Origin of the sequence: Pseudomonas sp. GW456-12-10-14-LB2, from assembly GCF_002884345.1 — a bacterium.
Lineage (GTDB): Bacteria > Pseudomonadota > Gammaproteobacteria > Pseudomonadales > Pseudomonadaceae > Aquipseudomonas > Aquipseudomonas paraglycinae.
The window spans coordinates 26672-50121 of the sequence record NZ_POHV01000035.1; the positions used below are offsets into that span (position 1 = coordinate 26672).

Below are 23450 nucleotides of genomic sequence, written 5' to 3' on the forward strand. Positions count from 1 at the left end.
TTCGGGGCTTGGGCGGTCGCAATGATTGGTGCATGATGCAGGGTAAGGCACCGATCGAGAACACTTATGCTGGACGAGCTACTGCACCGGGTAAGCAATCACACGCCGCGCACGCTGGAGACCGACACGCGTTTCCCCGAGGCCGCTGTCCTGGTGCCGATTACTCGCAGTGACGAACCCGAACTTGTCCTCACCCTGCGCGCCAGCGGGCTCTCGACCCACGGCGGCGAAGTCGCCTTCCCCGGTGGACGACGCGATCCCGAAGACCCGGATCTGATCTTCACCGCCCTGCGTGAAGCCGAAGAGGAAATCGGCCTGCCGCCAGGACTGGTCGAAGTGATCGGTCCGCTCAGTCCGCTGATTTCCCTGCATGGCATCAAGGTCACGCCGTATGTCGGGGTGATTCCCGATTTTGTCGAATACCAGGCCAATGATGCCGAGATTGCTGCGGTGTTCAGCGTGCCGCTGGAGTTCTTCCGCAAGGATCCGCGCGAACACACCCACCGCATCGACTATCAGGGTCGCAGTTGGTACGTGCCGAGCTACCGTTACGGCGAATACAAGATCTGGGGGCTGACGGCGATCATGATCGTCGAGTTGATCAACCTGCTCTATGACGCCAAAATCAGCCTGCATCAGCCGCCTAAAAGCTTCATCAATACCTGAAGCCATCGCTCGAATGGCCAGCCATCGTGAGCCCTGAGGAAAACAAGATGAAATACCGCCTGGGCGACGCCCGTGTCGAAACCCATCCGCAGAGCTGGGTCGCCCCCAATGCCGTGCTGGTGGGCAAGGTCAAACTGGAAGAGGGCGCCAACGTCTGGTTCAACGCCGTGTTGCGCGGCGACAACGAACTGATCCTGATCGGCAAGAACAGCAACGTGCAGGACGGCACGGTGATGCACACCGACATGGGCTATCCGTTGACCATCGGCACCGGCGTGACCATCGGCCACAACGCCATGCTCCACGGCTGCACGGTCGGCGACTACAGCCTGATCGGCATCAACGCCGTCATCCTCAACGGCGCGAAAATCGGCAAGAACTGCATCATCGGCGCCAATTCGCTGATCGGCGAAGGCAAGGAAATTCCTGACGGTTCGCTGGTGATGGGCTCGCCGGGCAAGGTCGTGCGCGAACTCACCGAGCCGCAGAAGAAGATGCTCGAAGCCAGTGCCGCGCACTATGTGCATAACTCCCAGCGCTATGCGCGCGATCTGGTCGAGCAGGAAGAATGACAACCCCGGAAAAACCTGTCGCCTCGCCGTGCGTGAGCATTTGCGCGCTGGACGAAGACGACATTTGCACCGGTTGCCAGCGTACGGTCGAGGAGATCACTCGCTGGAGCCGGATGACGAATGATGAACGCCGGGTTGTCCTCGGGCTCTGTCATGAGCGGGCGAAGGCCAGTGGCCTGGTCTGGATGATCGGTAAAACGCCAGGGCAATAACCGATTTGATTGGCGTGATCGAAGGGCTGAAGTAACCTGTGCGCCAAATTGACAGGTCACGCCCATGATTTTCCTCATCGCCTACATCAGCAGCGTCGTGCTGATCAACTTCGCCTTCTCCACCGCGCCGCACCTGGACATCATCTGGTCGGCCTGGGGTGGGCTGGTGTTCGTGCTGCGCGACATGGTGCAGATCCGCTTCGGCCACGGCGCGATTGTGGCGATGCTGGCGGCGCTGGTGCTGTCCTATGTCACGTCCGATCCGTCGATTGCACTGGCCAGCGCCACGGCATTCGCGGTCTCCGAATGCATCGACTGGCTGGTGTTCACCATCACCAAGCGCCCGTTGCGCGACCGCTTGTGGATCAGCTCGGCGCTGAGCATTCCCCTCGATACCTTCATCTTCTTCGGCATGATCGACCTGCTGACGCCGCCGGTGCTCATCACCGCGCTGGCCTCGAAGTTCGCCGGTGTGACTGCGGTCTGGCTGATCATGGCCTGGCGCGAACGCAAACAGGCTGTCGCCGGCTGAAGCCAAACCCTCAGGTTCATGTAAAATGCCGCGCTTTCTCCCCATGGAAAGCGCGTCTGGCGTTGCTTTCCTCGATGATCCGCTTCTTTGAGGACCTGAGATGACCCGTATCGGAACTCCATTGTCGCCGACCGCGACCCGCGTATTGCTGTGTGGCTGTGGTGAGTTGGGCAAAGAAGTGGTGATCGAGCTGCAACGCCTGGGCGTTGAAGTGATCGCCGTTGACCGTTACGCCAATGCGCCGGCCATGCAGGTTGCCCATCGCAGCCACGTGATCAACATGCTCGACGGCGCCGCCCTGCGTGCAGTGATCGAAGCCGAGAAGCCGCACTTCATCGTGCCGGAAATCGAAGCCATCGCCACCGCGACTCTGGTCGAACTGGAAGCCGAAGGCTTCACCGTGATCCCGACCGCTCGCGCCGCGCAACTGACCATGAACCGCGAAGGTATCCGTCGCCTGGCCGCCGAAGAGCTGGACCTGCCGACTTCGCCGTACCACTTCGCCGACACCTTCGAGGATTACAGCAAGGCCGTTCAGGACCTGGGTTTCCCATGCGTCGTAAAACCGGTGATGAGTTCGTCGGGCAAGGGCCAGAGCCTGCTGCGCAGCGCCGATGACGTGCAGAAAGCCTGGGATTACGCCCAAGAGGGCGGTCGCGCCGGCAAAGGTCGCGTGATCATCGAAGGCTTCATCGATTTCGACTACGAAATCACTCTGCTGACCGTGCGTCATGTCGGCGGCACAACTTTCTGTGCGCCGGTCGGCCACCGTCAGGAGAAGGGCGACTATCAGGAATCCTGGCAGCCACAGGCCATGAGCCCGGTGGCGCTGGCTGAATCCGAGCGCGTTGCCAAAGCCGTGACCGAAGCGTTGGGGGGGCGTGGCCTGTTCGGCGTCGAGCTGTTCATCAAAGGCGATCAGGTGTGGTTCAGCGAAGTGTCGCCGCGTCCGCATGACACCGGTCTGGTAACCCTGATTTCCCAGGACCTGTCGCAGTTCGCCCTGCACGCCCGGGCGATCCTCGGCCTGCCGGTGCCACTGATCCGTCAGTTCGGCCCATCGGCCTCGGCGGTGATCCTGGTGGAAGGTCAGTCGACCCAGACCGCATTCGCCAACCTCGGGGCTGCGCTGAGCGAGCCGGATACCGCGCTGCGTCTGTTCGGCAAGCCTGAAGTCAACGGTCAGCGCCGCATGGGTGTTGCACTGGCCCGTGACGAGTCGATTGAAGCCGCTCGCGCCAAGGCGACCCGTGCTTCCCAGGCGGTCGTTGTAGAGCTGTAATCTCGCAACCTGATCGCTCCCGCATCGGGCGGGAGCGATCAGGGCATTTACGACACCTGATTCAAATCGTTATTACGCGTTTCCTTCAGGCACAGCACAGCGATCAAGCTGAGCACCGCGGCCGCCGACACATACCCGCCGACGTAACTCAAACCACCCATCGCCACCAGTTTCTGCGCGAAGAACGGCGCCGCTGAGGCTCCGACAATGCCGCCGAGGTTGTAGGCTGCCGATGCACCGGTATACCGGACATGCGTCGGAAACAGTTCCGGCAGCAGCGCACCCATCGGGGCGAATGTCACCCCCATCAGAAACAGCTCGATGCACAGGAACAGCGCCACGCCCCAGGTCGATCCCTGAGTCAGCAGCGGCTCCATCAGAAACCCGGAGAGAATTGCCAACACACCGCCGACGATCAGCACCGGCTTGCGCCCGTAACGGTCACTTGCCCACGCCGACAAAGGCGTGGCAGCCGCCATGAACAGCACCGCAAAGCACAGCAGCCCGAGGAATGTCTCGCGGCTGTAACCCAATGTGGATACGCCGTAGCTCAGGGAAAACACCGTCGAGATGTAGAACAGTGCGTAGCAGACCACCATGGCGGCGGCGCCCAGCAGCGTCGGTGCCCAGTATTGGCTGAACAGCTCGACCAGCGGAACTTTCACTCGCTCCTGACGGGCGATGGCATTGGCGAACACCGGGGTTTCGTGGAGTTTGAGGCGCACGTACAGCCCGACCATCACCAGCACGGCGCTGAGCAGGAACGGAATCCGCCAGCCCCAGCTGCGGAACTGTTCGTCATTGAGCGTCATGGCCAAGGACAGGAACAGACCATTGGCGGCCAGAAAGCCAATCGAAGGGCCGAGCTGCGGGAACATGCCGAACCACGCCCGTTTACCTTTCGGGGCGTTTTCGGTGGCCAGCAGCGCCGCGCCGCCCCATTCGCCACCCAATCCCAGGCCCTGGCCGAAGCGCAGCACGCAAAGCAGGATCGGCGCCCAGGCCCCGATGCTGTCGTAACCCGGCAGCACGCCGATCAGCGTGGTGCAGACACCCATCAGCAGCAGCGAAGCCACCAAGGTCGATTTGCGCCCGATCCGGTCACCGAAGTGGCCGAACAGCGCCGAACCCAAAGGTCGGGCGAGGAAGGCGATGCCGAAGGTCAGGAATGCCGAGAGCATCTGCGCCGTGCCGGAAGTCTGCGGGAAAAACACCGGCCCGATCACCAGCGCAGCGGCGGTGGCGTAGACGTAGAAATCGTAGAACTCGATGGCCGTGCCGATGAAGCTCGCCGTGGCCACGCGGGTGGCGGAGTTGGTCGGTTGGGCAGGCGTGGTGTCGCTGTAAGCGGTACTGGTCGTCATGCGGTGATCCCTGACAGTCATGAGCTCCGTTGGAGCGAATTATTATGGTCGAACACCCAGGGATGTGGGATGAGGCGCGATCGCTGCTTCAGGTAGGAACAGTCGTCGGTGTGATGCGGATATTGCCGATGAACCGGCCGGAATTTGTCGGGTGCGGGGTAAGCACGCGGTTCGGCGGGGCTTGGGTAAGCCCCGCGATTATAGGAAGGTGGCTAACGATTGAACAAGGGGCTGTCTAGCGCGCCGTGGCCAGCGCCGGGGCCGAAGTGGTGTGCCAGATCAGGACTTTGCTCACCCGGTTCTCCTCGGTTTCGAGAATCTCCAGCCGGTAGCGGCCGATCTTCAGGCAGACCGCGCTTTCCGGGATGGTTTCCAGCGCTTCGGTCACCAGGCCATTGAGCGTCCGGGGGCCGTCGCTGGGCAGGTGCCAGCCCAGGCATTTGTTCAGTTCGCGAATCGACGCCGCGCCATCGATCACCATGCGACCATCGGCCTGCGGGTGGATGTGCGGGTTGTCGAGGCTGTGCTCGCTTTCGAATTCGCCGACGATCTCTTCGAGAATGTCTTCCAGCGTGACAATACCGAGCACTTCGCCGTACTCGTCCACCACCATGCCCAGACGCCGCTGCTGCTTGTGGAAGTTCAGCAGTTGCAGTTGCAGCGGGGTGCTTTCAGGGACGAAATACGGCTCGTAACTGGCCGCTAGCAACGCTTCGCGGGTCAGGCTGCCATTGTCCAGCAAGTGGCGGATCTGCCGGGTGTTGAGCACCGCTTCGACCTGATTGATATCGCTGTGGAAGACCGGCAGGCGAGTACGCCGGTTCTTGCGCAATTGCTCGATGATCTCTTCGATCGGGTCGTCGAGGTTGATGCCGTCGACATCGCTGCGCGGCACCAGAATGTCGTTGACCGTGATGTTGTCCAGCGCATGGATGCCTGAAACCGGGTGTGGCCGCACCGGGTGATCCGGATCGTCATGACGCTCCGCCGGCACATCATCTTCGCTCTGTTGCACCACCTGGGCCTTGCGGATGAACGGGCGCATCAGCAAACCACTGATGCGGCTGAGCAGCCAGGCAGGCGGGAAAACGACCTTCAGCGGGACCGCCAGCAGCGTATTGCCGAACGACAACACCGCATCCGGATAACGCTGGGCGAGGGCGCGAGGGAAATAGTCGGCAAAAACCAGCAGCAGGGCGCCGGCGCCGAGGCAAGCCGCCCAGGGGCCGTTTTCTTCACAGAGAAAGATTGCCAGCAGGGTGGCCAGAATGACGGCGAGGGCGCGGCACAGGGTATTGCAGAGGATCAGACTGTCGAGCGGGAAGCTGAGCTTCGCCAGCGGCTTGTCGCTGGCGCGGGAGGCGGTGCGTTGCGCGAGCAGGTGCTGTTGCGCCGCTTCGACGGCGGTAAACAGCCCCGACCAGAGAATCAGCAGAACAAATACCGCGAGCATCGGCCCTATGGGCAAACCGTCCATTTATGCCGCCCGTCAGATGTGCAGGATGTATTCACGAACCAGTTTGCTGCCGAAATACGCGAGCATCAGCAGGCAGAAACCGGCGAGGGTCCAGCGGATTGCCTTGTGGCCGCGCCAGCCGAGCCGGTTACGGCCCCACAGCAGGACGCTGAACACGATCCAGGCCAGGCAGGCCAGCAGGGTTTTATGCACCAGGTGCTGGGCAAACAGGTTCTCGACGAACAGCCAGCCGGAAATCAGCGACAGCGACAGCAGCGTCCAGCCGGCCCAGAGGAAGCCGAACAACAGGCTTTCCATGGTCTGCAGCGGCGGGAAATTCTTGATCAGCCCGGACGGGTGCTTGTGCTTGAGCTGGTGATCCTGCACCAGCAGCAACAAGGCCTGAAACACCGCAATGGTGAACATGCCATAGGCGAGGATCGACAGCAGAATGTGCGCGAGAATGCCCGGTTCTTCATCGATGACCTGCACCGTGCCGGTCGGCGCGAATTGCGCCAGCAGCACCGTGATTGCACCCAGCGGGAACAGCAGCACCAACAGGTTTTCCACCGGGATCCGCGAGCAGGCCAGCAGGGTCAGGGCAATGACGGCCGCCGCAATCAGGCTGGAAGCGCTGAAGAAATCCAGGCCCAGACCGATCGGCGTCAATAAATGGGTGAGCAGGCTGGCGCTGTGGGCCAGCACGGCGAGGACGCCGACCGAGACCAGCAGGCGCTTGTTGGCCTTGGCGCCAGTGGCCAGGCGGGTGCCCTGATAGAGAGTCGCAGCGGCGTAGAGAAGGGCGGCGGCGAGGGTGGTCAGCAAACTCGGTGACAAGGGGAGCATAAATCCTGTTAGGCAAGCCCGAAAGGGGCTGAGTTTGGCATAGAACCGCCATTGCACGAAAGACCGGCAAGCTGACAGCGAGGTGTCCGCCAGACGCAGTCTTCGCTATAATCCGCGACCTGCCCACGCCGCAGGCTCGCCGAGCACATGTTGATTCCGGTCTGGGCCGCCATTATCCCGGTCTACACAGGGCCTGAAAGGATCGCGCAATGTTTGAAAACTTAACCGACCGTCTCTCGCAGACGCTGCGCCATGTCACCGGCAAGGCGAAACTGACCGAGGACAACATCAAAGACACCCTGCGCGAAGTGCGCATGGCGTTGCTCGAAGCCGACGTCGCCCTGCCGGTGGTCAAGGACTTCGTCAATTCGGTCAAGGAACGCGCTGTCGGCACCGAGGTGTCGCGCAGCCTGACGCCGGGCCAGGCGTTCGTGAAGATCGTCCAGGCCGAACTCGAAAGCCTGATGGGCGCGGCCAACGAAGACTTGAACCTGAGCGCCGTGCCGCCTGCCGTCATTCTGATGGCCGGTCTGCAGGGTGCGGGTAAAACCACCACCGCCGGCAAGCTGGCGCGCTTCCTTAAAGAGCGCAAGAAGAAGTCGGTCATGGTCGTGTCGGCGGACATCTACCGTCCTGCTGCTATTAAACAGCTGGAAACCCTGGCCAACGACATCGGCGTGACGTTCTTCCCGTCCGACATGAGCCAGAAGCCGGTCGATATCGCCAACGCGGCTATTAAAGAAGCAAAACTGAAATTCATCGACGTGGTCATCGTCGACACCGCCGGTCGTCTGCACATCGACGAAGAGATGATGGGCGAGATCAAGGCGCTGCACGCCGCGATCAATCCGGTTGAAACCCTGTTCGTGGTCGACGCCATGACCGGTCAGGACGCGGCCAACACGGCCAAGGCCTTCGGTGATGCACTGCCGCTGACCGGTGTGATCCTGACCAAGGTCGACGGTGATGCCCGTGGCGGTGCCGCGCTGTCCGTTCGCGCAATCACCGGCAAGCCGATCAAGTTCATCGGTATGGGCGAGAAGAGCGAAGCGCTCGATCCGTTCCACCCTGAGCGTATCGCTTCGCGGATCCTCGGCATGGGCGACGTGCTCAGCCTGATCGAGCAGGCTGAAGCGACGCTCGACAAGGACAAGGCCGACAAACTGGCCAAGAAGCTGAAGAAGGGTAAGGGCTTCGACCTCGAAGACTTCCGCGATCAGCTGCAACAGATGAAGAACATGGGCGGCCTAGGTGGGCTCATGGACAAACTGCCGAACATCGGCGGCGTCAATCTCTCGCAAATGGGCAATGCCCAGAACGCTGCAGAGAAGCAGTTCAAGCAGATGGAAGCCATCATCAACTCCATGACCCCGGCCGAGCGCCGCGACCCTGAGCTGATCAGCGGTTCGCGCAAGCGCCGGATCGCCATGGGTTCCGGCACCCAGGTGCAGGACATCGGTCGCTTGATCAAGCAGCACAAGCAGATGCAGAAGATGATGAAGAAATTCTCCGCCAAGGGCGGAATGGCGAAAATGATGCGCGGCATGGGCGGTATGTTGCCCGGCGGCGGCATGCCAAAGATGTAAAGACTTCGCCGGTCGTCGCACCGGCGCAGACCCTGCAAGGACGCAGGATCAACAGCAAACCCGCACTCGGCGGGAGCTGACCGGCCGTTTTGAACGACGGCCCCATATGCAAATCTGCACGGCATGCCACAGGCGCCGGAAAAAGTCATTTGCAAAAGTCCGGATATTCCTTAGAATATGCGGCCTTTCGGGCACCCATGCCCGCTGTGCATTTAGATTTGCAGCACCGACTACAGGAACGATGTTCACATGCTAACAATCCGTCTTGCCCTTGGCGGCTCCAAAAAGCGCCCGTTTTACCACCTGACCGTAACCGACTCCCGCAACCCGCGTGACGGTTCCCACAAAGAACAGGTTGGTTTCTTCAACCCTGTTGCCCGTGGTCAGGAAGTTCGTCTGTCCGTGAACCAAGAGCGCGTTGCCTACTGGCTGAGCGTTGGTGCACAGCCTTCTGAGCGTGTTGCTCAGTTGCTGAAGGAATCTGCCAAGGCTGCAGCCTGAGCAGTATGAGCGCGACGCCAGAAAAAGCTGATGACCTGATCGTTGTCGGCAAGATTTTTTCGGTTCACGGCGTTCGCGGCGAGGTGAAGGTCTTTTCCTTTACCGATCCGATTGAAAACCTGTTGAACTACCGCAACTGGACGCTTCGGCGCGAAGGCGTGGTAAAGCAGGTCGAGCTGGTCAGCGGCCGATCCACTCAAAAGGATCTGGTTGCCAAGCTCAAAGGCCTCGACGATCGCGATGAAGCCCGTCTTCTGAGCGGTTACGAGATTTGCATCTCGCGAAGCCTTTTGCCCAACCTGACTGGCGACGAGTACTACTGGTACCAGTTGCAGGGTCTGAGTGTCATCAACCAGAACGAAGAATTCTTCGGCAAGGTTGATCACCTGTTGGAGACCGGCGCGAACGATGTATTGGTGGTCAAGCCCTGCGTCGGCAGCCTGGATGATCGCGAGCGGTTGTTGCCCTATACGGAGCAATGCGTGCTGGCAATCGACCTGGAGGCAGGCGTGATGAGGGTGGAATGGGACGCGGACTTCTAAGCAATGGCCAGCCTGCGCGTAGACGTCATTACGTTGTTCCCCGAGATGTTCTCGGCCATCAGTGAGTACGGCATTACCAGTCGTGCGGTCAAACAGGGGCTCTTGCAGCTGACCTGTTGGAATCCGCGGGATTACACGACGGATCGGCATCACACTGTGGACGATCGCCCGTTTGGCGGTGGTCCGGGCATGGTGATGAAGATCAAGCCCCTGGAAGATGCTCTGGTTCAGGCCAAGGCAGCAGCCGGGGAGGCGGCGAAGGTGATTTACCTGTCCCCCCAAGGCCGTCAACTGACTCAGTCGGCGGTACGCGAACTGGCTAAATCGGATGCGTTGATCCTGATTGCCGGTCGCTATGAAGGCATTGACGAGCGTTTTATTGATGCTCATGTCGATGAAGAGTGGTCGATTGGTGACTATGTGTTGTCTGGCGGCGAGCTGCCGGCCATGGTCATGATCGATGCGGTTACACGACTGCTGCCCGGAGCTTTAGGGCATGCGGATTCCGCTGAGGAAGATTCCTTTACGGATGGTCTGCTGGATTGCCCGCACTACACCCGACCTGAGGTGTATGCGGATCAGCGTGTTCCCGACGTGTTGCTGAGTGGCAATCACGCGCATATCCGGCGTTGGCGTTTACAGCAGTCCCTTGGTAGGACCTATGAACGACGCGCCGATCTTCTGGAAAGCCGCTCGCTTTCTGGAGAAGAGAAGAAGCTGCTCGAGGAATACATCCGCGAGCGGGACGATAGTTAACAACGTATCGATGGTAGATCAGACGATTTACCTTAGGAGCACAGCATGACCAACAAAATCATCCTTGCACTCGAAGCAGAGCAGATGACCAAAGAAATCCCTACCTTTGCCCCGGGCGACACCATCGTCGTTCAGGTGAAAGTGAAGGAAGGCGATCGTTCCCGTCTGCAAGCGTTCGAAGGCGTTGTAATCGCCAAGCGTAACCGCGGCGTGAACAGTGCGTTCACCGTTCGTAAAATCTCCAACGGTGTTGGCGTAGAACGTACTTTCCAGACCTACTCCCCGCAGATCGACAGCATGGCTGTTAAACGTCGCGGTGACGTACGTAAAGCCAAGCTGTACTACCTGCGCGACCTGTCGGGTAAAGCAGCTCGCATCAAGGAAAAACTGGCTTAAGTCCAGCTTCCGATGCAGAAAAAAGCAGCCTACGGGCTGCTTTTTTGTTGCCCGCAATTTATCCACAGCATTCCGTTCCAGGCCTGACCCATGACCCCTCGCGAGCAAGAAATCGAACGCCGCACCGAACTCTCGGTGACCCGCGTGACCAAGGCGGTTTTCCCGCCGACCACCAATCACCACAACACCCTGTTCGGCGGCACCGCACTGGCCTGGATGGACGAAGTGTCGTTCATCACCGCCACGCGGTTTTGCCGTTTGCCGCTGGTGACCGTGTCCACCGATCGTATCGACTTCAATCACGCGATACCGGCGGGCTCTATCGTCGAACTGGTCGGGCGAGTGATCAAGGTTGGCAACACCAGTCTCAAGGTCGAGGTGGAAGTGTTCGTCGAAAGCATGAGCTGTGACGGGCGTGAGAAGGCCATTCACGGGCAGTTCAGCTTTGTTGCCATCGATGATGACAAGCGTCCGGTGCCGGTGCTGCCGGGTTTCGCGGCCTGATCCAGCACCGAGCCGCGGCATTCGCGGGGAAGCCCGCTCCCACAGATTTTGTGTTGTCCGCTGATGTTGTGTTCGACACGGACACTGTGGGAGCGGGCTTGCCCGCGATTTGTTCTATCAGGCGCTGCTACTCTCCGGCTGAATCAGCGCCAGCAACGTCCACCCCGGTCCCGGCTTCAACACGGTTTCCGGTGTCACGACGTGCACCCAGCCGCTGTCATCGCGCATGAACAACAGCGTCGCGCGATTGCCATGCAGCGCCCGGTAATCGTCCCAGCCAAACCCGTCCGTCAATGTCGTGCTGTACAGGTCGGCGCCCTGGCCCAATTGGCTGGCGAGTCTGGCGTAAGTCAGCGCCTCGCTCCCCAGTTGATTGCCACGATGTTCGAGGCTGGCGCGGTGCTTGTCGCTGCGTCGGCTCTCCTGACCACTGGCCAGTCCGAACAATCGTTGATGACCAAAGTCATGGCGAAAGCGCATGGCCGCCAGCGTATTGAGTTCGCCCGACGGTGACAGCGCCAGCAGATGCCCCAGTCCGACCAGGTCCAGATGCGCATCGGCGTGCTGCGAGGCCGGATTGCCAAAGTAGGTCGGCAAGCCATCCATGCGCGCCGCGCGGATGTTTTCCCAGCTTGAATCCGTCAGCAGCACCCGGCTGCCCAGCTGTTGCAGCGACTTGCCGAGCAGGCGCGCAGGCCCGTTCGCCCCGACGATCAGGAAGCCGCTGGGCGCTGGTTCCGCAACTTTCAACAGTCGGGCCAGTGGCCGGGCAGTCGCGCTTTGCAGTACGACGGTGCCGATGATCACCGCGAAGGTCAGCGGCACCAGCAACAACGCACCTTCATGGCCCGCTTCATCCAGGCGAATCGCAAAGATCGCCGAGACTGCCGCCGCGACGATCCCGCGCGGGGCAATCCAGCACAACAATGCACGCTCACGCCAGCTCAGACTCGAACCGGCGGTACTTAGCACCACGTTCAGCGGTCGGGCGATCAACTGGATCACCAGCAACAGAATCAGCACCAGCGGCCCGAGACCGATCAACGCGTTCAGATCCAGTCGCGCCGCCAGCAGAATGAACAGCCCGGAAATCAGCAGCACGCTGAGGTTTTCCTTGAAGTGCAGGATATGCCGCACATCCACGCCCTTCATGTTCGCCAGCCACATGCCCATCAGCGTCACCGCCAGCAGCCCGGATTCGTGCATGGCCTGGTTGGCGGCGATGAATATCCCCAGCACCGCGGCGAGCGATGCCAGATTGTGCAAATACTCCGGCAGCCATTGGCGCCGGATGATCGTACCGAGCAGCCAGCCACCGGCGACGCCGAACGCGCTGCCGCAGACAATCACCCCGCCAAACGTCAGCAGGCTCTGTTCCAGCCCATGGCCTTCGGCCCGAGCGATGATGAAGCTGTAGACCACTACCGCAAGCAGCGCGCCGATCGGGTCGATCACAATCCCTTCCCAGCGCAGGATATTCGCGATCGAGGCTTTAGGCCGCACCACCCGCAGCATCGGTACGATCACGGTCGGGCCAGTAACCAGGGTCAGGCTGCCGAACAGGATGGCAAGCAACCAGTCGAAGCCCAGCAGCCAGTGGGTCGCGACCGCAATCACTACCCAGGTCGAGAGCGCTCCGATGGTGACCAGCCGATGCACGACGCTGCCGATCTCGCGCCATTCCGACAAATGCAGGGTCAGGCTGCCTTCAAACAGAATCAGCGCCACCGCCAGCGACACCAGCGGCATCAGCAGCGGGCCGAACATTTCCTGCGGGTCGAGCCAGCCCAGCACGGGGCCCGCCAGAATGCCGGTCAGCAGCAGAAACAGAATCGCCGGCAGTTTCAGGCGCCAGGCAAGCCATTGGCAGCCCAGCGCGGCGGCACCGATACCACCGAAAGCCAACAGAATTTGCTGCTCGTTCATTGAAGCTCCCTGTTCCTTGAAATAGCGGGCTATGAAAGACTAGCGGCCATTTCAACCGTTCACTCTTTATTTGCGCGCAGTGCCAAGCCTGCGTGTCTTGAGCGCCCATGCCTGCCATCGACCACCCACTGATCGACCAGTTTCTCGACGCCCTCTGGCTGGAAAAAGGTCTCTCCGACAACACTCGCGACGCCTACCGCAGCGATCTCGCGCTGTTCAACGGCTGGTTGCAGGACAAAGGTCTCGAGCTGATCAATGCCGGTCGCGAACTGATCCTCGACCACCTGGCCTGGCGTCTGGAACAGAACTACAAACCTCGCTCCACCGCGCGATTTCTCTCCGGTGTGCGTGGCTTTTATCGCTACCTGCTGCGGGAAAAACTGATTTCGGTCGATCCGACCTTGCGCGTGGATATGCCGCAACTCGGTCGGCCATTGCCCAAATCCTTGTCGGAAGCCGACGTTGAAGCTTTGCTGAAGGCACCAGACCTGAGCGAAGCCATCGGCCAGCGCGACCGCGCCATGCTCGAAGTCTTGTATGCCTGCGGGCTGCGGGTGACCGAGCTGATCAGTCTGACTCTGGAACAGGTCAACCTGCGTCAGGGCGTGTTGCGGGTGATGGGCAAGGGCAGCAAGGAGCGGTTGGTGCCAATGGGCGAGGAAGCGATTGTCTGGGTCGAGCGCTACTTGCGCGATGGCCGCAGCGAGCTGCTGGGCGGGCGCCCCAGTGATGTGCTGTTCCCCAGCCAGCGCGGCGAGCAGATGACCCGCCAGACCTTCTGGCACCGCATCAAGCATCAGGCCAAGGTCGCCGGCATTGGTAAATCGCTGTCGCCGCACACCTTGCGTCACGCGTTTGCCACACACCTGCTCAACCATGGCGCCGATTTGCGGGTGGTGCAGATGCTGTTGGGCCACAGCGACCTGTCGACCACGCAGATCTACACTCACGTCGCCCGGGCACGTTTGCAGGATCTGCATGCCAAACATCACCCGCGCGGCTGAGCGCCATTTGTCTTGCGACAGGCGCATTCGGCCACGGGAGCCTTATGTGGTAGGCTTTGCCGGTTTGCACGATGGGCGGTTATGACCCGGTGTTCCGGCACGGGCGTTCTGATCGTTCCATTTGTCCGCCTTCAGGAGTTCTCATGCGTCTGACCCAGATTTTCGCCGCCGCAGCCATTGCGTTGGTCAGCACCTTTGCCGTCGCCGATGACGCGGCCGACAAAGCGATTCGCCAAAGCCTGGAAAACCTCCAGCTCGACGTGCCGGTGGACACCATCACCGCCAGCCCGCTGCCGGGCCTGTACGAAGTCAAGCTCAAGGGCAGCCGCGTGCTCTACGCCAGCGCCGACGGCCAGTACATCGTTCAGGGCTACATGTTCCAGCTCAAGGACGGCAAACCGGTCAACCTGACCGAGAAGACCGAGCGCCTGGGCATTTCCAAACTGATCAATGCGATTCCGGTGGCCGAGACCGTGGTTTACCCGGCCGTGGGCGAAACCAAGTCGCACATCACCGTTTTCACCGACACTACGTGCCCGTATTGCCACAAGCTGCACGCCGAAGTGCCCGAGCTGAACAAGCGCGGCATCGAAGTGCGTTACGTGGCGTTCCCGCGCCAGGGCCTCGGCTCGCCGGGTGACGAGCAACTGCAAGCCGTGTGGTGCTCGAAAGACAAGAAAGCCGCCATGGACAAAATGGTCGATGGCAAGGAAATCAAGGCCGCCAAGTGCGAGAACCCGGTTTCCAAACAGTTCGCCCTAGGCCAGTCGATCGGTGTGAACGGTACGCCGGCCATCGTTTTGGCTGACGGACAAGTCATTCCGGGCTACCAGCCTGCGCCACAAGTCGCCAAACTGGCGCTGGGCGCGAAGTAATTCGCATCGTCACGCCCTGGTGTGACGAGCGTGGTCCGGCGGCAGGATTGCCGGGCCATCAACAGAGAGCCGCGAACCTGCGGTTGTTTTCACGGCCGGCCTCGTGTCGGCCGTTTTATGGGGAGTTCACAGTGAAACCGGTCAAAGTAGGCATCTGTGGGTTAGGGACCGTCGGTGGCGGAACCTTCAACGTACTTCAGCGCAACGCCGAGGAAATTGCTCGTCGTGCCGGGCGTGGAATCGAAGTGGCACAAATTGCCATGCGCACGCCAAAGCCTCAGTTCCAGACGACCGGTATTGCGATTACCAACGATGTCTTCGAAGTGGCCACGAACCCTGAGATCGACATCGTCATAGAGCTGATGGGCGGCTATACCGTTGCCCGCGAGCTGGTACTCAAGGCCATCGAGAATGGCAAGCATGTGGTCACCGCGAACAAGGCTCTGATTGCCGTTCACGGTAATGAAATTTTCGCCAAGGCACGCGAGAAAGGCGTGATCGTGGCATTCGAAGCGGCGGTCGCCGGCGGCATTCCGGTGATCAAGGCGATCCGTGAAGGCCTGTCCGCCAACCGTATCAACTGGGTCGCCGGGATCATCAACGGCACCGGCAACTTCATCCTCACCGAAATGCGCGAGAAGGGTCGCACCTTCGAAGACGTGCTGGCCGAGGCGCAAGCGCTGGGCTACGCCGAAGCCGACCCGACCTTCGACGTCGAGGGCATCGACGCCGCGCACAAGCTGACGATCCTGGCATCGATCGCGTTCGGTATTCCGCTGCAGTTCGACAAGGCTTACACCGAAGGCATCACCAAGCTGACCACCGCCGACGTGAACTACGCCGAAGCGCTGGGCTACCGCATCAAGCACCTGGGCGTGGCACGCAGCACCGCCGCCGGCATCGAGCTGCGCGTACACCCGACGCTGATCCCGGCCGATCGTCTGATCGCCAACGTCAACGGCGTGATGAACGCGGTGATGGTCAACGGTGACGCTGCCGGTTCGACCCTGTTCTACGGCGCCGGCGCCGGCATGGAGCCGACTGCTTCGTCGGTGATCGCGGATCTGGTGGACGTGGTTCGCGCCATGACCTCCGACCCGGAAAACCGCGTGCCGCACCTGGCCTTCCAGCCGGACTCGCTGTCGGCCCATCCGATCCTGCCGATCGAAGCCTGCGAAAGCGCCTACTACCTGCGCATCCAGGCCAAGGACCATCCGGGTGTACTCGCTCAGGTGGCGAGCATCCTCTCGGAGCGCGGCATCAACATCGAGTCGATCATGCAGAAGGAAGTCGAGGAACACGACGGCCTGGTGCCGATGATCCTGCTGACCCACCGCGTGCTGGAGCAGCACATCAACGATGCGATCGCCGCCCTCGAAGCGCTGGCGGGCGTGGTCGGTCCGGTTGTGCGGATCCGCGTCGAGCACTTGAACTAAACAGAAACAGCTGCAAGCTTCGAGCTGCAAGCAGCAAGAGAAAAGCAGTCCGGCTTTTACTTGAAGCTTGTAACTCGTAGCTTGAGGCTCAAACCGAAGGTTTGCCCCTATGCGTTACATCAGTACCCGCGGCCAGGCACCGGCCCTGAATTTCGAAGACGTCCTGCTGGCCGGTCTTGCAACCGACGGCGGTTTGTACGTCCCGGAAAACCTGCCACGTTTCACCCAGGAAGAAATCGCTTCCTGGGCCGGCCTGCCGTATCACGAGCTGGCTTTCCGCGTCATGCGCCCGTTCGTCACCGGCAGCATTCCGGACGCCGATTTCAAAAAGATTCTTGAAGAAACCTACGGTGTGTTCGCCCACAACGCCGTTGCGCCGCTGCGTCAGCTGAACGGCAACGAATGGGTGCTGGAGCTGTTCCACGGCCCGACCCTGGCGTTCAAGGACTTCGCCCTGCAACTGCTCGGTCGTTTGCTCGACTACGTGCTGGAAAAGCGCGGCGAGCGCGTGGTCATCGTCGGCGCCACCTCCGGTGACACCGGTTCGGCCGCCATCGAAGGCTGCAAGCACTGCGAAAACGTCGACATCTTCATCCTGCACCCGCACAACCGTGTGTCCGAAGTGCAGCGTCGGCAGATGACCACCATTCTCGGTGAGAACATCCACAACATCGCCATCGAAGGCAACTTCGATGACTGCCAGGAAATGGTCAAGGCCAGCTTCGCCGACCAGAGCTTCCTCAAGGGCACCCGTCTGGTGGCAGTCAACTCGATCAACTGGGCGCGGATCATGGCCCAGATCGTTTACTACTTCCACGCAGCGCTGCAATTGGGCGGCCCGGCGCGTTCGGTGTCGTTCTCGGTGCCGACCGGCAACTTCGGCGACATCTTCGCCGGTTACCTGGCGCGCAACATGGGCCTGCCGATCAACCAGTTGATCGTCGCCACCAACCGCAACGATATCCTGCACCGCTTCATGAGCGGCAACCAGTACGTCAAGGAAACCCTGCACGCCACGCTGTCGCCGTCGATGGACATCATGGTCTCGTCGAACTTCGAACGCCTGCTGTTCGACCTGCACGGTCGCAACGGCGCGGCGATTGCCGGGCTGATGGATTCGTTCAGGCAGGGCGGCGGCTTCAGCGTCGAACAGGAACGCTGGACCGAGGCACGCAAACTGTTCGACTCGCTGGCTGTGGACGATGCGCAAACCTGCGAAACCATCGCCGAAGTCTACGAACAGACCGGGGAAGTGCTGGATCCGCACACCGCCATCGGCGTGAAGGCCGCTCGTGAATGTCGTCGCAGCCTGGATATCCCGATGGTGATTCTGGGCACGGCGCATCCGGTCAAGTTCCCGGACGCGGTGGAGAAAGCCGGTGTAGGAAAAGCTCTCGAACTGCCTGCACATCTTTCTGATTTGTTTGAGAGAGAAGAGCGCTGCACTGTGCTGGCGAACGAGCTCAAAGCCGTACAAGCCTTTGTCAGCCAGCATGGCAACCGCGGCAAGCCTCTTTAAGACCGCAAAGCTGTCACATTTTGAAGCCCGTCTCCTGACGGGCTTTCTTGTTTTTGCATGCCACACTGCGCGCGTTTCGCCCACGAAGGACGGGCGAGTCGATGACGAAGGATGTGGCAATGCGGTTTTTTTCAGGATTGAAACCAGCCCTGTGCTGGTTGTTTTTATCGGGGAGCTTCGGGTTGTCACAGTGGGTCGAAGCCGCCCATCTGGCGAGACACCCCGACACGGTGGAGGCTATTCAGCCCATCGAGCTGGATGAGCATGAGCGTCAGTGGATTCGAGATAACCCTCGTGTGACCGTCGCCTCTGTGCAATACCCGTTGTATCTGTTTCAGGACGAACATGGCCAATGGAGCGGCCTGAACAACGATGTGCTCAAGCACATCAGCGCCATGACCGGATTGCAGTTCGTTCATCAGGAATCGTTTTCCACCGACCACATGCTGGAACGGCTCCAGAGTGGCGTGGCCGACATCAGCACGACGTTGGCAATGAACGAGGAGCGCAAGGCATTTCTGGACTTCAGTCACGCGTTCGGCGGTGCAGGGTGGGTGTTCGTCGGTCATTCAGGCGAACCGGCAATACGGTCGCTCGAGATGCTGTCCAAGCGAGTCCTGGTGCTGCCGGCCCGGCATGCGCTGGAGGACGGCATTCGACGCGACTACCCATCGATCCCGATTCGTTCGGTCAAGACCTATGCTGAGGCTCGGGCGCTGGTGGAAAGTGGCGAGGCCTATGCCACCATCGAAAACGAGATCGGCGCTCAGCTGTTTCCCTCCGGCCTGCTCAAGGTCGGTGGTCTCGTGGAGGGCAAGTGGGAGGCCGACCATCTGGCAGTACGCAAAGGGTTGCCCGAGCTGGTGAGCATCCTCAACAAGGCATTGGGCGCCTTCTCCGCGGCGGAGCTTCGTTCCATGCGCCTGAAGTGGCTGGATGGCGTCTCTCCTGCGCCGACACCCTCGATCGGCTCGCTCCTGATCAAGTGGGGTTGCTGGGCAATGGGCGGGCTTGGCGTGTTCGGGCTATTGCCTTTGATGTGGAACCGTCGACTGGCGGCAGAAGTGAAGCAGCGACGGGCAGCCGAAAAGAATCTGGGTGATCAACTGGCCTTTCAACATGCATTGATCGATGCGATGCCCGACCCCGTGTTCGTGCGCGATCTGCAGGGTCGGTTGATCATGTGCAACCGCAGTTACGAAGATGCGCTGTCGGTCCGGCAGGAGCAGGTGCAGGGCCGGATGCTGTTCGAGTTCGATGCACTTCCACAGGCCACGGCATTGATGCTGCACGACGAATTCATGGCGCAGCTGGGTACGCGTAAAACACGCTTCAGCAAGCGGCAACTGATGTTCAAGAGCGGCCCCCGTCAGATCTATCAATGGACGGTGCCGTTTTACAGTGTCGATGGAAAACTGCGAGGCCTGCTCGGGGGCTGGACGGACATCACCGAGCGGCGGAAGGAGAGTGGGTGTCGATGTCTGCATTAAAGATGGGAAAAGTCCTATAAGCAGCGATTCCTTTTCTGATGGGAGGCTTAGGACCACTGCCCTAGAGTGACAGGCCACTGCGGCGTGAATCCGCGATTGTCGCTCCAGAGGTCGTCCCATGCGCTCGCTCAAGATCCTGATTCTAGAACCCAATCCGTTCCAGCTGATGGCGTTGCACCAGATGCTCAACGCCATTGGTATCTACGATGTTCTGACCGCACCGTCGCTGGGCTCGGCAAAGCGCTCACTGGAACGTCGCGGAGCCGTCGACATCACCCTGTGCAATCCACAATTGCAGAACGGTGACGGGCTGGCGCTGATCCGGCATATGGCCGACCGGCAGGAAGCACGTGCACTGATTCTGCTGGGGGCTGTGGCACCCACCCTGCTGGACGATCTGGAAACCTTGCTGGGCGAGCACCGGATCATATTGCTGGGCCGCCTGCACACTCCCGTTTCGGCGGTATTGATGAGGGCACTGCTGGACACCTACATGACCATCCCCAGGCATTCCGTCGACGCTTGACCCCCACGGTTATTTTTCTGTCATCTTCACCATGCATGCTCCGATAGGCCGGTGACGCTCCGGGAGAGGCCGGTGACAAGCAGAACTTTCTTCTCGGGCCGGTGGTCATTTACTGTGAACACGCCCCAGACACTGTGTTTTCGGACTATTGAGTGGAGATCGAGATGGAAAGTATCAGTCTATTGCTCGGTGAGGCTCTGAGCCCGTATCAAGTGACGTTGACCCCTCGCGGTCGCCATGGCGAATGCCTGGTGACCTTGAAGAACGGCAGCGGCGCGATCGTGGTGGAGCGCGAATTCAATCAGGCGCAATTGAGCGACAAGCGCCAGCTGACGGATGTGGTCGACGGCCTGCACCGTGACATCCTGATTGCCGAAGGCCGGCTGGAACCCTGTGTGATCGCGGCGTTGCGAAACGCAGCCCTCGACAAGCACCCGACCCTCTGAAACTGATTTTTCATTTGTGGGAACCTTCCTGCACCCAAGTCAGTCAGACCCCGTAACAGCAGGATCAAGCATTGTGCTCCGGTGCTTGTCGCTTGCTGCTACGGGTCTTTGATACAGACCACGTTTAACCCCGAGTCGTCTCCCCACTTCTCGGGGTTTCTTTTTGCCCGGATTTCACTGCGCGGCCTGTTGCTCGAAGAAAATCCGCGCCTGTTCCAGATAATCCTGGCGCCTCTCGGGGTCGAGCCAGTCGGCGTAGAGCTGGTTGAGATGCTCGTGGGGCAGGGTGCGTAACAGCTGATTGATTTCCGTGATCGCCTGTCGACCCGCCGTGGTGTCGGTGCAGCCGACATGGCCCGACAGGTACTTGCCCGTGCCGCGAATCGGGAAGAACAGCAGTTCGTCCTCGGCGATCTCGGCCTGCCGCGCCTGATAACGGATCTCCGGCCAGTAACCCAGCACCACTTGCAAACGCCCCAGACGCTGCATCGACAGCAGGCTGCTGAGCGCATCGTTGCCGTAGTGCGGCGTCAGCGCGCCGGTTGGTGCCTGATGCAGCAATGTATCGATGTACTCGCCATAACTGCGTTCCGCCACCACTCCGACTTTTCGCTCGCCGTTGGCCAGAAACGCCGACAGATCGACTTCGTCCTCGACCAGAAACGGCTCCAGCACTTCGCGGTCTCTCTGACGCACCACCAGACCATTGCTGACCGCGCGAAACGCAGGGATGGAGAACGCGATCCACTGTGCCCGTTCTTTGTTCCAGATCAGCGACGGATCGCAGGCAAAGGGATGTTCATGCAGCATTTGAGTGCCACGGGCGCGATTGACCCGCATCAAGGTGTGTTCGTATTGCGGCATGCCGGCAATCAGCATCGGCATCAATTGATCGATAACGCCTTGGCCCTTTTTCGGGCCTTCGAAGATCGTCAGTGGCGGCAGGTCGCGCAGCAACCAGATCAACGTCGGCTTGGCCTGCACCCACGTCGGCAGCACCAGCAGAAATAGCAGGCCGAACAACCGCCAGGTCCACCAATGGTGGGCGCGGTTCGAGGCCGAGGGCATCAGGCGATTCAGCTCAGATGGCTCCGTCTTCGCGCAGCCGGGCGATCTGCTTCTCGTCGTAGCCAAGATCGTGGAGTACCTGCGCATTGTGTTCACCGAGCTGCGGTCCGACCCATTCGGACGAGCCGGGTGTCTCAGAGAGTTTCGGCACGATGCCTGGCATCTTGAAGGGTTTGCCGTCCGGCAGTTTGGCGTGCAGGAACATTTCCCGGGCCAGGTACTGCGGATCGTTGAACATGTCTTCGGCGCTGAAGATCCGGCTGGCCGGGACTTCAGCCTGGTTCAGCAGGTCCAGCACGGTTTGCAGCGGCAGCGAATTCACCCAGCGGTCTATCACGCCGTACAACTCATCGCGGCGGGTGTCGCGCCCGTCGTTGCTGGCCAGCGCCGGGTCATTGGCCAGATCTTCACGGCCGATGATCAGCATGAAGCGCTTGAAGATTGCATCGCCGTTGGCGCCGATCTGCACGTGTTTGCCGTCGGCGCTGGTGTGGATCGATGATGGTGTGATGCCCGGCATGATGTTGCCGGTGCGCTCGCGAATGAAGCCGAACACATCGAACTCCGGCACCATGCTTTCCATCATGGCGAAGATCGCTTCGTACAACGCCACATCGACCACTTGGCCGAGACCGCCGTTGACCTCGCGATGACGCAGGGCCATCAACGCACCGATCACGCCCCACAAAGCAGCAATCGAATCGCCAATGGAAATCCCGGTGCGCACCGGCGGGCGGTCTTCGAAACCGGTGATGTAGCGCAGGCCGCCCATGGATTCGCCGACCGCGCCGAACCCAGGCTGATCTTTCATCGGCCCGGTCTGGCCGAAGCCGGACAGGCGCACCATCACCAGTTTCGGGTTCAGCGCATGCAGGGTTTCCCAGCCCAGGCCGAGTTTTTCCAGCACGCCGGGGCGGAAGTTCTCGATCAGAATGTCGGCTTCAACCAGCAGTTTTTTCAGGATCGCCAAGCCGTCGGGGTGTTTCAGGTTCAGCGTCAGGGACTTTTTGTTGCGCGCCTGGACGAACCACCACAGCGAGGTGCCTTCGTACAACTTGCGCCATTTGCGCAGCGGATCACCGCCGTCCGGCGACTCGATCTTGATCACTTCGGCGCCGAACTCGCCGCAGATGCGCGAGGCAAACGGCCCGGCAATCAAAGTACCCAATTCAATGACTTTCAGACCGCTGAGCGGTTTGTTGGCGAACGGCATGCGAGATCCTGTAGGACAAGGCTGAGCAGATACAGCGTTTTAACATAGCCGGCTGTCAGTCGCGCAAGGTTGATCGCCATCAATTCGTGGATTGCCTACAGCATCGGTTAGACTTGCCGACTTTCCTCGTATCAAGAAGCCCGTTCATGGCCCAGCCGTCCACTACCTACAAATTCGAACTGAACCTCACCGATCTCGACCGCAGCGTCTACGAGAACGTGAAGCAGACCATCGCCCGTCACCCTTCGGAAACCGAAGAACGCATGACCGTACGCCTGTTGGCCTACGCGCTCTGGTACAACGAGCAACTGTCGTTCGGTCGTGGTCTGTCGGACGTGGACGAACCTGCGCTGTGGGAAAAGAGCCTGGATGATCGTGTCCTGCACTGGATCGAAGTCGGCCAGCCGGACGCGGATCGCCTGACCTGGTGCTCCCGTCGCACCGAGCGCACCAGCCTGTTGGCCTACGGCAGCCTGCGTGTCTGGGAAGGCAAGGTGATCCCGGCGATCAAAAATCTGAAGAACGTCAACATTGCCGCCGTGCCGCAGGAAGTGCTGGAAACCCTGGCCCAGGACATGCCCCGCGTCATCAAGTGGGACGTGATGATCAGCGAAGGCACGATCTTCGTCACTGACGACCGTGGCCAGCACGAAGTCCAGCTCACCTGGCTGCAAGGCGATCGCGGCTAAGTCCGCGTTACTCCCGAAAAATCCCACGTATTCAAGAGAAGCT

At 60.5% G+C, this 23450-nt stretch carries 25 protein-coding genes; 19 read left to right on the plus strand and 6 right to left on the minus strand.

Features of this window, described 5'->3' with window-relative positions:
* Positions 1-66: 66 nt before the first annotated feature.
* The 5 genes from C1X29_RS22010 to purT all read left to right on the plus strand — a co-directional run bounded on the left by C1X29_RS22010 (position 67) and on the right by purT (position 3264).
* The gene (locus C1X29_RS22010) at positions 67-666 is read left to right on the plus strand and encodes a CoA pyrophosphatase (protein WP_085608172.1); all 600 of its coding nucleotides are present in this window, start codon (positions 67-69) and stop codon (positions 664-666) included.
* Between the two features lie 47 nt (positions 667-713).
* Positions 714-1238, plus strand: coding sequence for a gamma carbonic anhydrase family protein (locus C1X29_RS22015; RefSeq protein WP_007954617.1), 525 nt, complete (start codon positions 714-716; stop codon positions 1236-1238).
* The gene (locus tag C1X29_RS22020) at positions 1235-1450 is read left to right on the plus strand and encodes a DUF1289 domain-containing protein (RefSeq protein ID WP_102718364.1); all 216 of its coding nucleotides are present in this window, start codon (positions 1235-1237) and stop codon (positions 1448-1450) included. The genes C1X29_RS22015 and C1X29_RS22020 overlap by 4 nt, the downstream gene beginning before the upstream one ends.
* Positions 1451-1514: 64 nt before the next feature.
* On the plus strand, positions 1515-1982 hold the full coding sequence (locus C1X29_RS22025; RefSeq protein ID WP_007954619.1) for a preQ0 transporter: 468 nt from the start codon (positions 1515-1517) through the stop codon (positions 1980-1982).
* 100 nt (positions 1983-2082) lie between these two features.
* A complete protein-coding gene (gene purT, locus C1X29_RS22030; protein ID WP_039769540.1) occupies positions 2083-3264 on the plus strand; it encodes a formate-dependent phosphoribosylglycinamide formyltransferase in 1182 nt (393 codons plus the stop codon).
* Between the two features lie 47 nt (positions 3265-3311).
* Here the strand turns inward: purT and C1X29_RS22035 are convergent, their stop codons facing one another.
* The 3 genes from C1X29_RS22035 to C1X29_RS22050 form a co-directional block, all read right to left on the minus strand.
* On the minus strand, positions 3312-4628 hold the full coding sequence (locus C1X29_RS22035; protein WP_085747019.1) for an MFS transporter: 1317 nt from the start codon (positions 4626-4628) through the stop codon (positions 3312-3314).
* A 235-nt stretch (positions 4629-4863) separates the two neighbouring features.
* Positions 4864-6105 (minus strand): transporter associated domain-containing protein, encoded by a 1242-nt coding sequence (locus tag C1X29_RS22045; protein WP_102718366.1) that lies wholly within the window; start codon positions 6103-6105, stop codon positions 4864-4866.
* 12 nt (positions 6106-6117) lie between these two features.
* On the minus strand, positions 6118-6930 hold the full coding sequence (locus C1X29_RS22050) for an inner membrane protein YpjD (RefSeq protein ID WP_102718367.1): 813 nt from the start codon (positions 6928-6930) through the stop codon (positions 6118-6120).
* A 209-nt stretch (positions 6931-7139) separates the two neighbouring features.
* Between C1X29_RS22050 and ffh the strand changes: the two genes are divergently transcribed.
* The 6 genes from ffh to C1X29_RS22080 all read left to right on the plus strand — a co-directional run bounded on the left by ffh (position 7140) and on the right by C1X29_RS22080 (position 11215).
* Positions 7140-8516, plus strand: coding sequence for a signal recognition particle protein (gene ffh / locus C1X29_RS22055; RefSeq protein WP_102718368.1), 1377 nt, complete (start codon positions 7140-7142; stop codon positions 8514-8516).
* A gap of 249 nt (positions 8517-8765) precedes the next feature.
* The gene (gene rpsP / locus C1X29_RS22060; protein WP_003198088.1) at positions 8766-9017 is read left to right on the plus strand and encodes a 30S ribosomal protein S16; all 252 of its coding nucleotides are present in this window, start codon (positions 8766-8768) and stop codon (positions 9015-9017) included.
* A 5-nt stretch (positions 9018-9022) separates the two neighbouring features.
* Positions 9023-9559 (plus strand): ribosome maturation factor RimM, encoded by a 537-nt coding sequence (rimM, locus tag C1X29_RS22065; RefSeq protein ID WP_007954628.1) that lies wholly within the window; start codon positions 9023-9025, stop codon positions 9557-9559.
* 3 nt (positions 9560-9562) lie between these two features.
* Positions 9563-10315: a tRNA (guanosine(37)-N1)-methyltransferase TrmD gene (trmD, locus tag C1X29_RS22070; protein ID WP_007954629.1), complete on the plus strand. Its 753-nt coding sequence runs from the start codon at positions 9563-9565 to the stop codon at positions 10313-10315.
* Between the two features lie 45 nt (positions 10316-10360).
* Positions 10361-10711, plus strand: a complete 351-nt coding sequence (gene rplS / locus C1X29_RS22075; protein WP_003175895.1) for a 50S ribosomal protein L19 — start codon at positions 10361-10363, stop codon at positions 10709-10711.
* A gap of 90 nt (positions 10712-10801) precedes the next feature.
* On the plus strand, positions 10802-11215 hold the full coding sequence (locus tag C1X29_RS22080; protein WP_011332614.1) for an acyl-CoA thioesterase: 414 nt from the start codon (positions 10802-10804) through the stop codon (positions 11213-11215).
* 117 nt (positions 11216-11332) lie between these two features.
* On the opposite strand, the gene C1X29_RS22085 is transcribed toward C1X29_RS22080, so the two are convergent.
* Positions 11333-13141, minus strand: coding sequence for a sodium:proton antiporter (locus C1X29_RS22085; RefSeq protein WP_102718369.1), 1809 nt, complete (start codon positions 13139-13141; stop codon positions 11333-11335).
* Between the two features lie 107 nt (positions 13142-13248).
* Here C1X29_RS22085 and xerD point away from each other — a divergent pair, with 107 nt between their 5' ends.
* The 7 genes from xerD (at position 13249) to C1X29_RS22120 (ending at position 20437) form a co-directional block, all read left to right on the plus strand.
* Entirely contained in the window at positions 13249-14145 is an 897-nt protein-coding gene (gene xerD / locus C1X29_RS22090; RefSeq protein WP_102718370.1) for a site-specific tyrosine recombinase XerD, read from the plus strand.
* A 143-nt stretch (positions 14146-14288) separates the two neighbouring features.
* Positions 14289-15020 carry a bifunctional protein-disulfide isomerase/oxidoreductase DsbC gene (dsbC, locus tag C1X29_RS22095; RefSeq protein ID WP_007954633.1) on the plus strand — a complete coding sequence of 244 codons (732 nt, stop codon included), beginning with the start codon at positions 14289-14291 and terminating at the stop codon, positions 15018-15020.
* Between the two features lie 131 nt (positions 15021-15151).
* A complete protein-coding gene (locus C1X29_RS22100; RefSeq protein WP_018926703.1) occupies positions 15152-16456 on the plus strand; it encodes a homoserine dehydrogenase in 1305 nt (434 codons plus the stop codon).
* A gap of 109 nt (positions 16457-16565) precedes the next feature.
* Complete coding sequence (gene thrC, locus C1X29_RS22105; protein WP_085747023.1) at positions 16566-17975, plus strand: threonine synthase; 1410 nt, start codon at positions 16566-16568, stop codon at positions 17973-17975.
* A 119-nt stretch (positions 17976-18094) separates the two neighbouring features.
* Positions 18095-19465, plus strand: coding sequence for a transporter substrate-binding domain-containing protein (locus C1X29_RS22110; protein WP_102718371.1), 1371 nt, complete (start codon positions 18095-18097; stop codon positions 19463-19465).
* 118 nt (positions 19466-19583) lie between these two features.
* Positions 19584-19991, plus strand: a complete 408-nt coding sequence (locus C1X29_RS22115) for a response regulator (protein ID WP_085747025.1) — start codon at positions 19584-19586, stop codon at positions 19989-19991.
* A 164-nt stretch (positions 19992-20155) separates the two neighbouring features.
* Entirely contained in the window at positions 20156-20437 is a 282-nt protein-coding gene (locus tag C1X29_RS22120; RefSeq protein ID WP_085747026.1) for a DUF3509 domain-containing protein, read from the plus strand.
* Between the two features lie 174 nt (positions 20438-20611).
* Here the strand turns inward: C1X29_RS22120 and C1X29_RS22125 are convergent, their stop codons facing one another.
* A complete protein-coding gene (locus C1X29_RS22125; RefSeq protein ID WP_173940210.1) occupies positions 20612-21505 on the minus strand; it encodes a TIGR02285 family protein in 894 nt (297 codons plus the stop codon).
* 13 nt (positions 21506-21518) lie between these two features.
* Positions 21519-22718 (minus strand): CaiB/BaiF CoA-transferase family protein, encoded by a 1200-nt coding sequence (locus C1X29_RS22130; protein ID WP_102718372.1) that lies wholly within the window; start codon positions 22716-22718, stop codon positions 21519-21521.
* A gap of 146 nt (positions 22719-22864) precedes the next feature.
* Here C1X29_RS22130 and C1X29_RS22135 point away from each other — a divergent pair, with 146 nt between their 5' ends.
* Complete coding sequence (locus tag C1X29_RS22135; RefSeq protein ID WP_102688610.1) at positions 22865-23407, plus strand: YaeQ family protein; 543 nt, start codon at positions 22865-22867, stop codon at positions 23405-23407.
* The last annotated feature ends 43 nt before the right edge of the window (positions 23408-23450 follow it).

Excerpts from the sequence above, each read along its gene's own strand:
- C1X29_RS22010 (WP_085608172.1), top strand. The coding sequence starts at position 67 with ATGCTGGACGAGCTACTGCACCGGGTAAGCAATCACACGCCGCGCACG.
- C1X29_RS22015 (WP_007954617.1), top strand. The coding sequence starts at position 714 with ATGAAATACCGCCTGGGCGACGCCCGTGTCGAAACCCATCCGCAGAGC.
- C1X29_RS22020 (WP_102718364.1), top strand. The coding sequence starts at position 1,235 with ATGACAACCCCGGAAAAACCTGTCGCCTCGCCGTGCGTGAGCATTTGC.
- C1X29_RS22025 (WP_007954619.1), top strand. The coding sequence starts at position 1,515 with ATGATTTTCCTCATCGCCTACATCAGCAGCGTCGTGCTGATCAACTTC.
- purT (WP_039769540.1), top strand. The coding sequence starts at position 2,083 with ATGACCCGTATCGGAACTCCATTGTCGCCGACCGCGACCCGCGTATTG.
- C1X29_RS22035 (WP_085747019.1), bottom strand. The coding sequence starts at position 4,628 with ATGACGACCAGTACCGCTTACAGCGACACCACGCCTGCCCAACCGACC.
- C1X29_RS22045 (WP_102718366.1), bottom strand. The coding sequence starts at position 6,105 with ATGGACGGTTTGCCCATAGGGCCGATGCTCGCGGTATTTGTTCTGCTG.
- C1X29_RS22050 (WP_102718367.1), bottom strand. The coding sequence starts at position 6,930 with ATGCTCCCCTTGTCACCGAGTTTGCTGACCACCCTCGCCGCCGCCCTT.
- ffh (WP_102718368.1), top strand. The coding sequence starts at position 7,140 with ATGTTTGAAAACTTAACCGACCGTCTCTCGCAGACGCTGCGCCATGTC.
- rpsP (WP_003198088.1), top strand. The coding sequence starts at position 8,766 with ATGCTAACAATCCGTCTTGCCCTTGGCGGCTCCAAAAAGCGCCCGTTT.
- rimM (WP_007954628.1), top strand. The coding sequence starts at position 9,023 with ATGAGCGCGACGCCAGAAAAAGCTGATGACCTGATCGTTGTCGGCAAG.
- trmD (WP_007954629.1), top strand. The coding sequence starts at position 9,563 with ATGGCCAGCCTGCGCGTAGACGTCATTACGTTGTTCCCCGAGATGTTC.
- rplS (WP_003175895.1), top strand. The coding sequence starts at position 10,361 with ATGACCAACAAAATCATCCTTGCACTCGAAGCAGAGCAGATGACCAAA.
- C1X29_RS22080 (WP_011332614.1), top strand. The coding sequence starts at position 10,802 with ATGACCCCTCGCGAGCAAGAAATCGAACGCCGCACCGAACTCTCGGTG.
- C1X29_RS22085 (WP_102718369.1), bottom strand. The coding sequence starts at position 13,141 with ATGAACGAGCAGCAAATTCTGTTGGCTTTCGGTGGTATCGGTGCCGCC.
- xerD (WP_102718370.1), top strand. The coding sequence starts at position 13,249 with ATGCCTGCCATCGACCACCCACTGATCGACCAGTTTCTCGACGCCCTC.
- dsbC (WP_007954633.1), top strand. The coding sequence starts at position 14,289 with ATGCGTCTGACCCAGATTTTCGCCGCCGCAGCCATTGCGTTGGTCAGC.
- thrC (WP_085747023.1), top strand. The coding sequence starts at position 16,566 with ATGCGTTACATCAGTACCCGCGGCCAGGCACCGGCCCTGAATTTCGAA.
- C1X29_RS22110 (WP_102718371.1), top strand. The coding sequence starts at position 18,095 with ATGCGGTTTTTTTCAGGATTGAAACCAGCCCTGTGCTGGTTGTTTTTA.
- C1X29_RS22115 (WP_085747025.1), top strand. The coding sequence starts at position 19,584 with ATGCGCTCGCTCAAGATCCTGATTCTAGAACCCAATCCGTTCCAGCTG.
- C1X29_RS22120 (WP_085747026.1), top strand. The coding sequence starts at position 20,156 with ATGGAAAGTATCAGTCTATTGCTCGGTGAGGCTCTGAGCCCGTATCAA.
- C1X29_RS22125 (WP_173940210.1), bottom strand. The coding sequence starts at position 21,505 with ATGCCCTCGGCCTCGAACCGCGCCCACCATTGGTGGACCTGGCGGTTG.
- C1X29_RS22130 (WP_102718372.1), bottom strand. The coding sequence starts at position 22,718 with ATGCCGTTCGCCAACAAACCGCTCAGCGGTCTGAAAGTCATTGAATTG.
- C1X29_RS22135 (WP_102688610.1), top strand. The coding sequence starts at position 22,865 with ATGGCCCAGCCGTCCACTACCTACAAATTCGAACTGAACCTCACCGAT.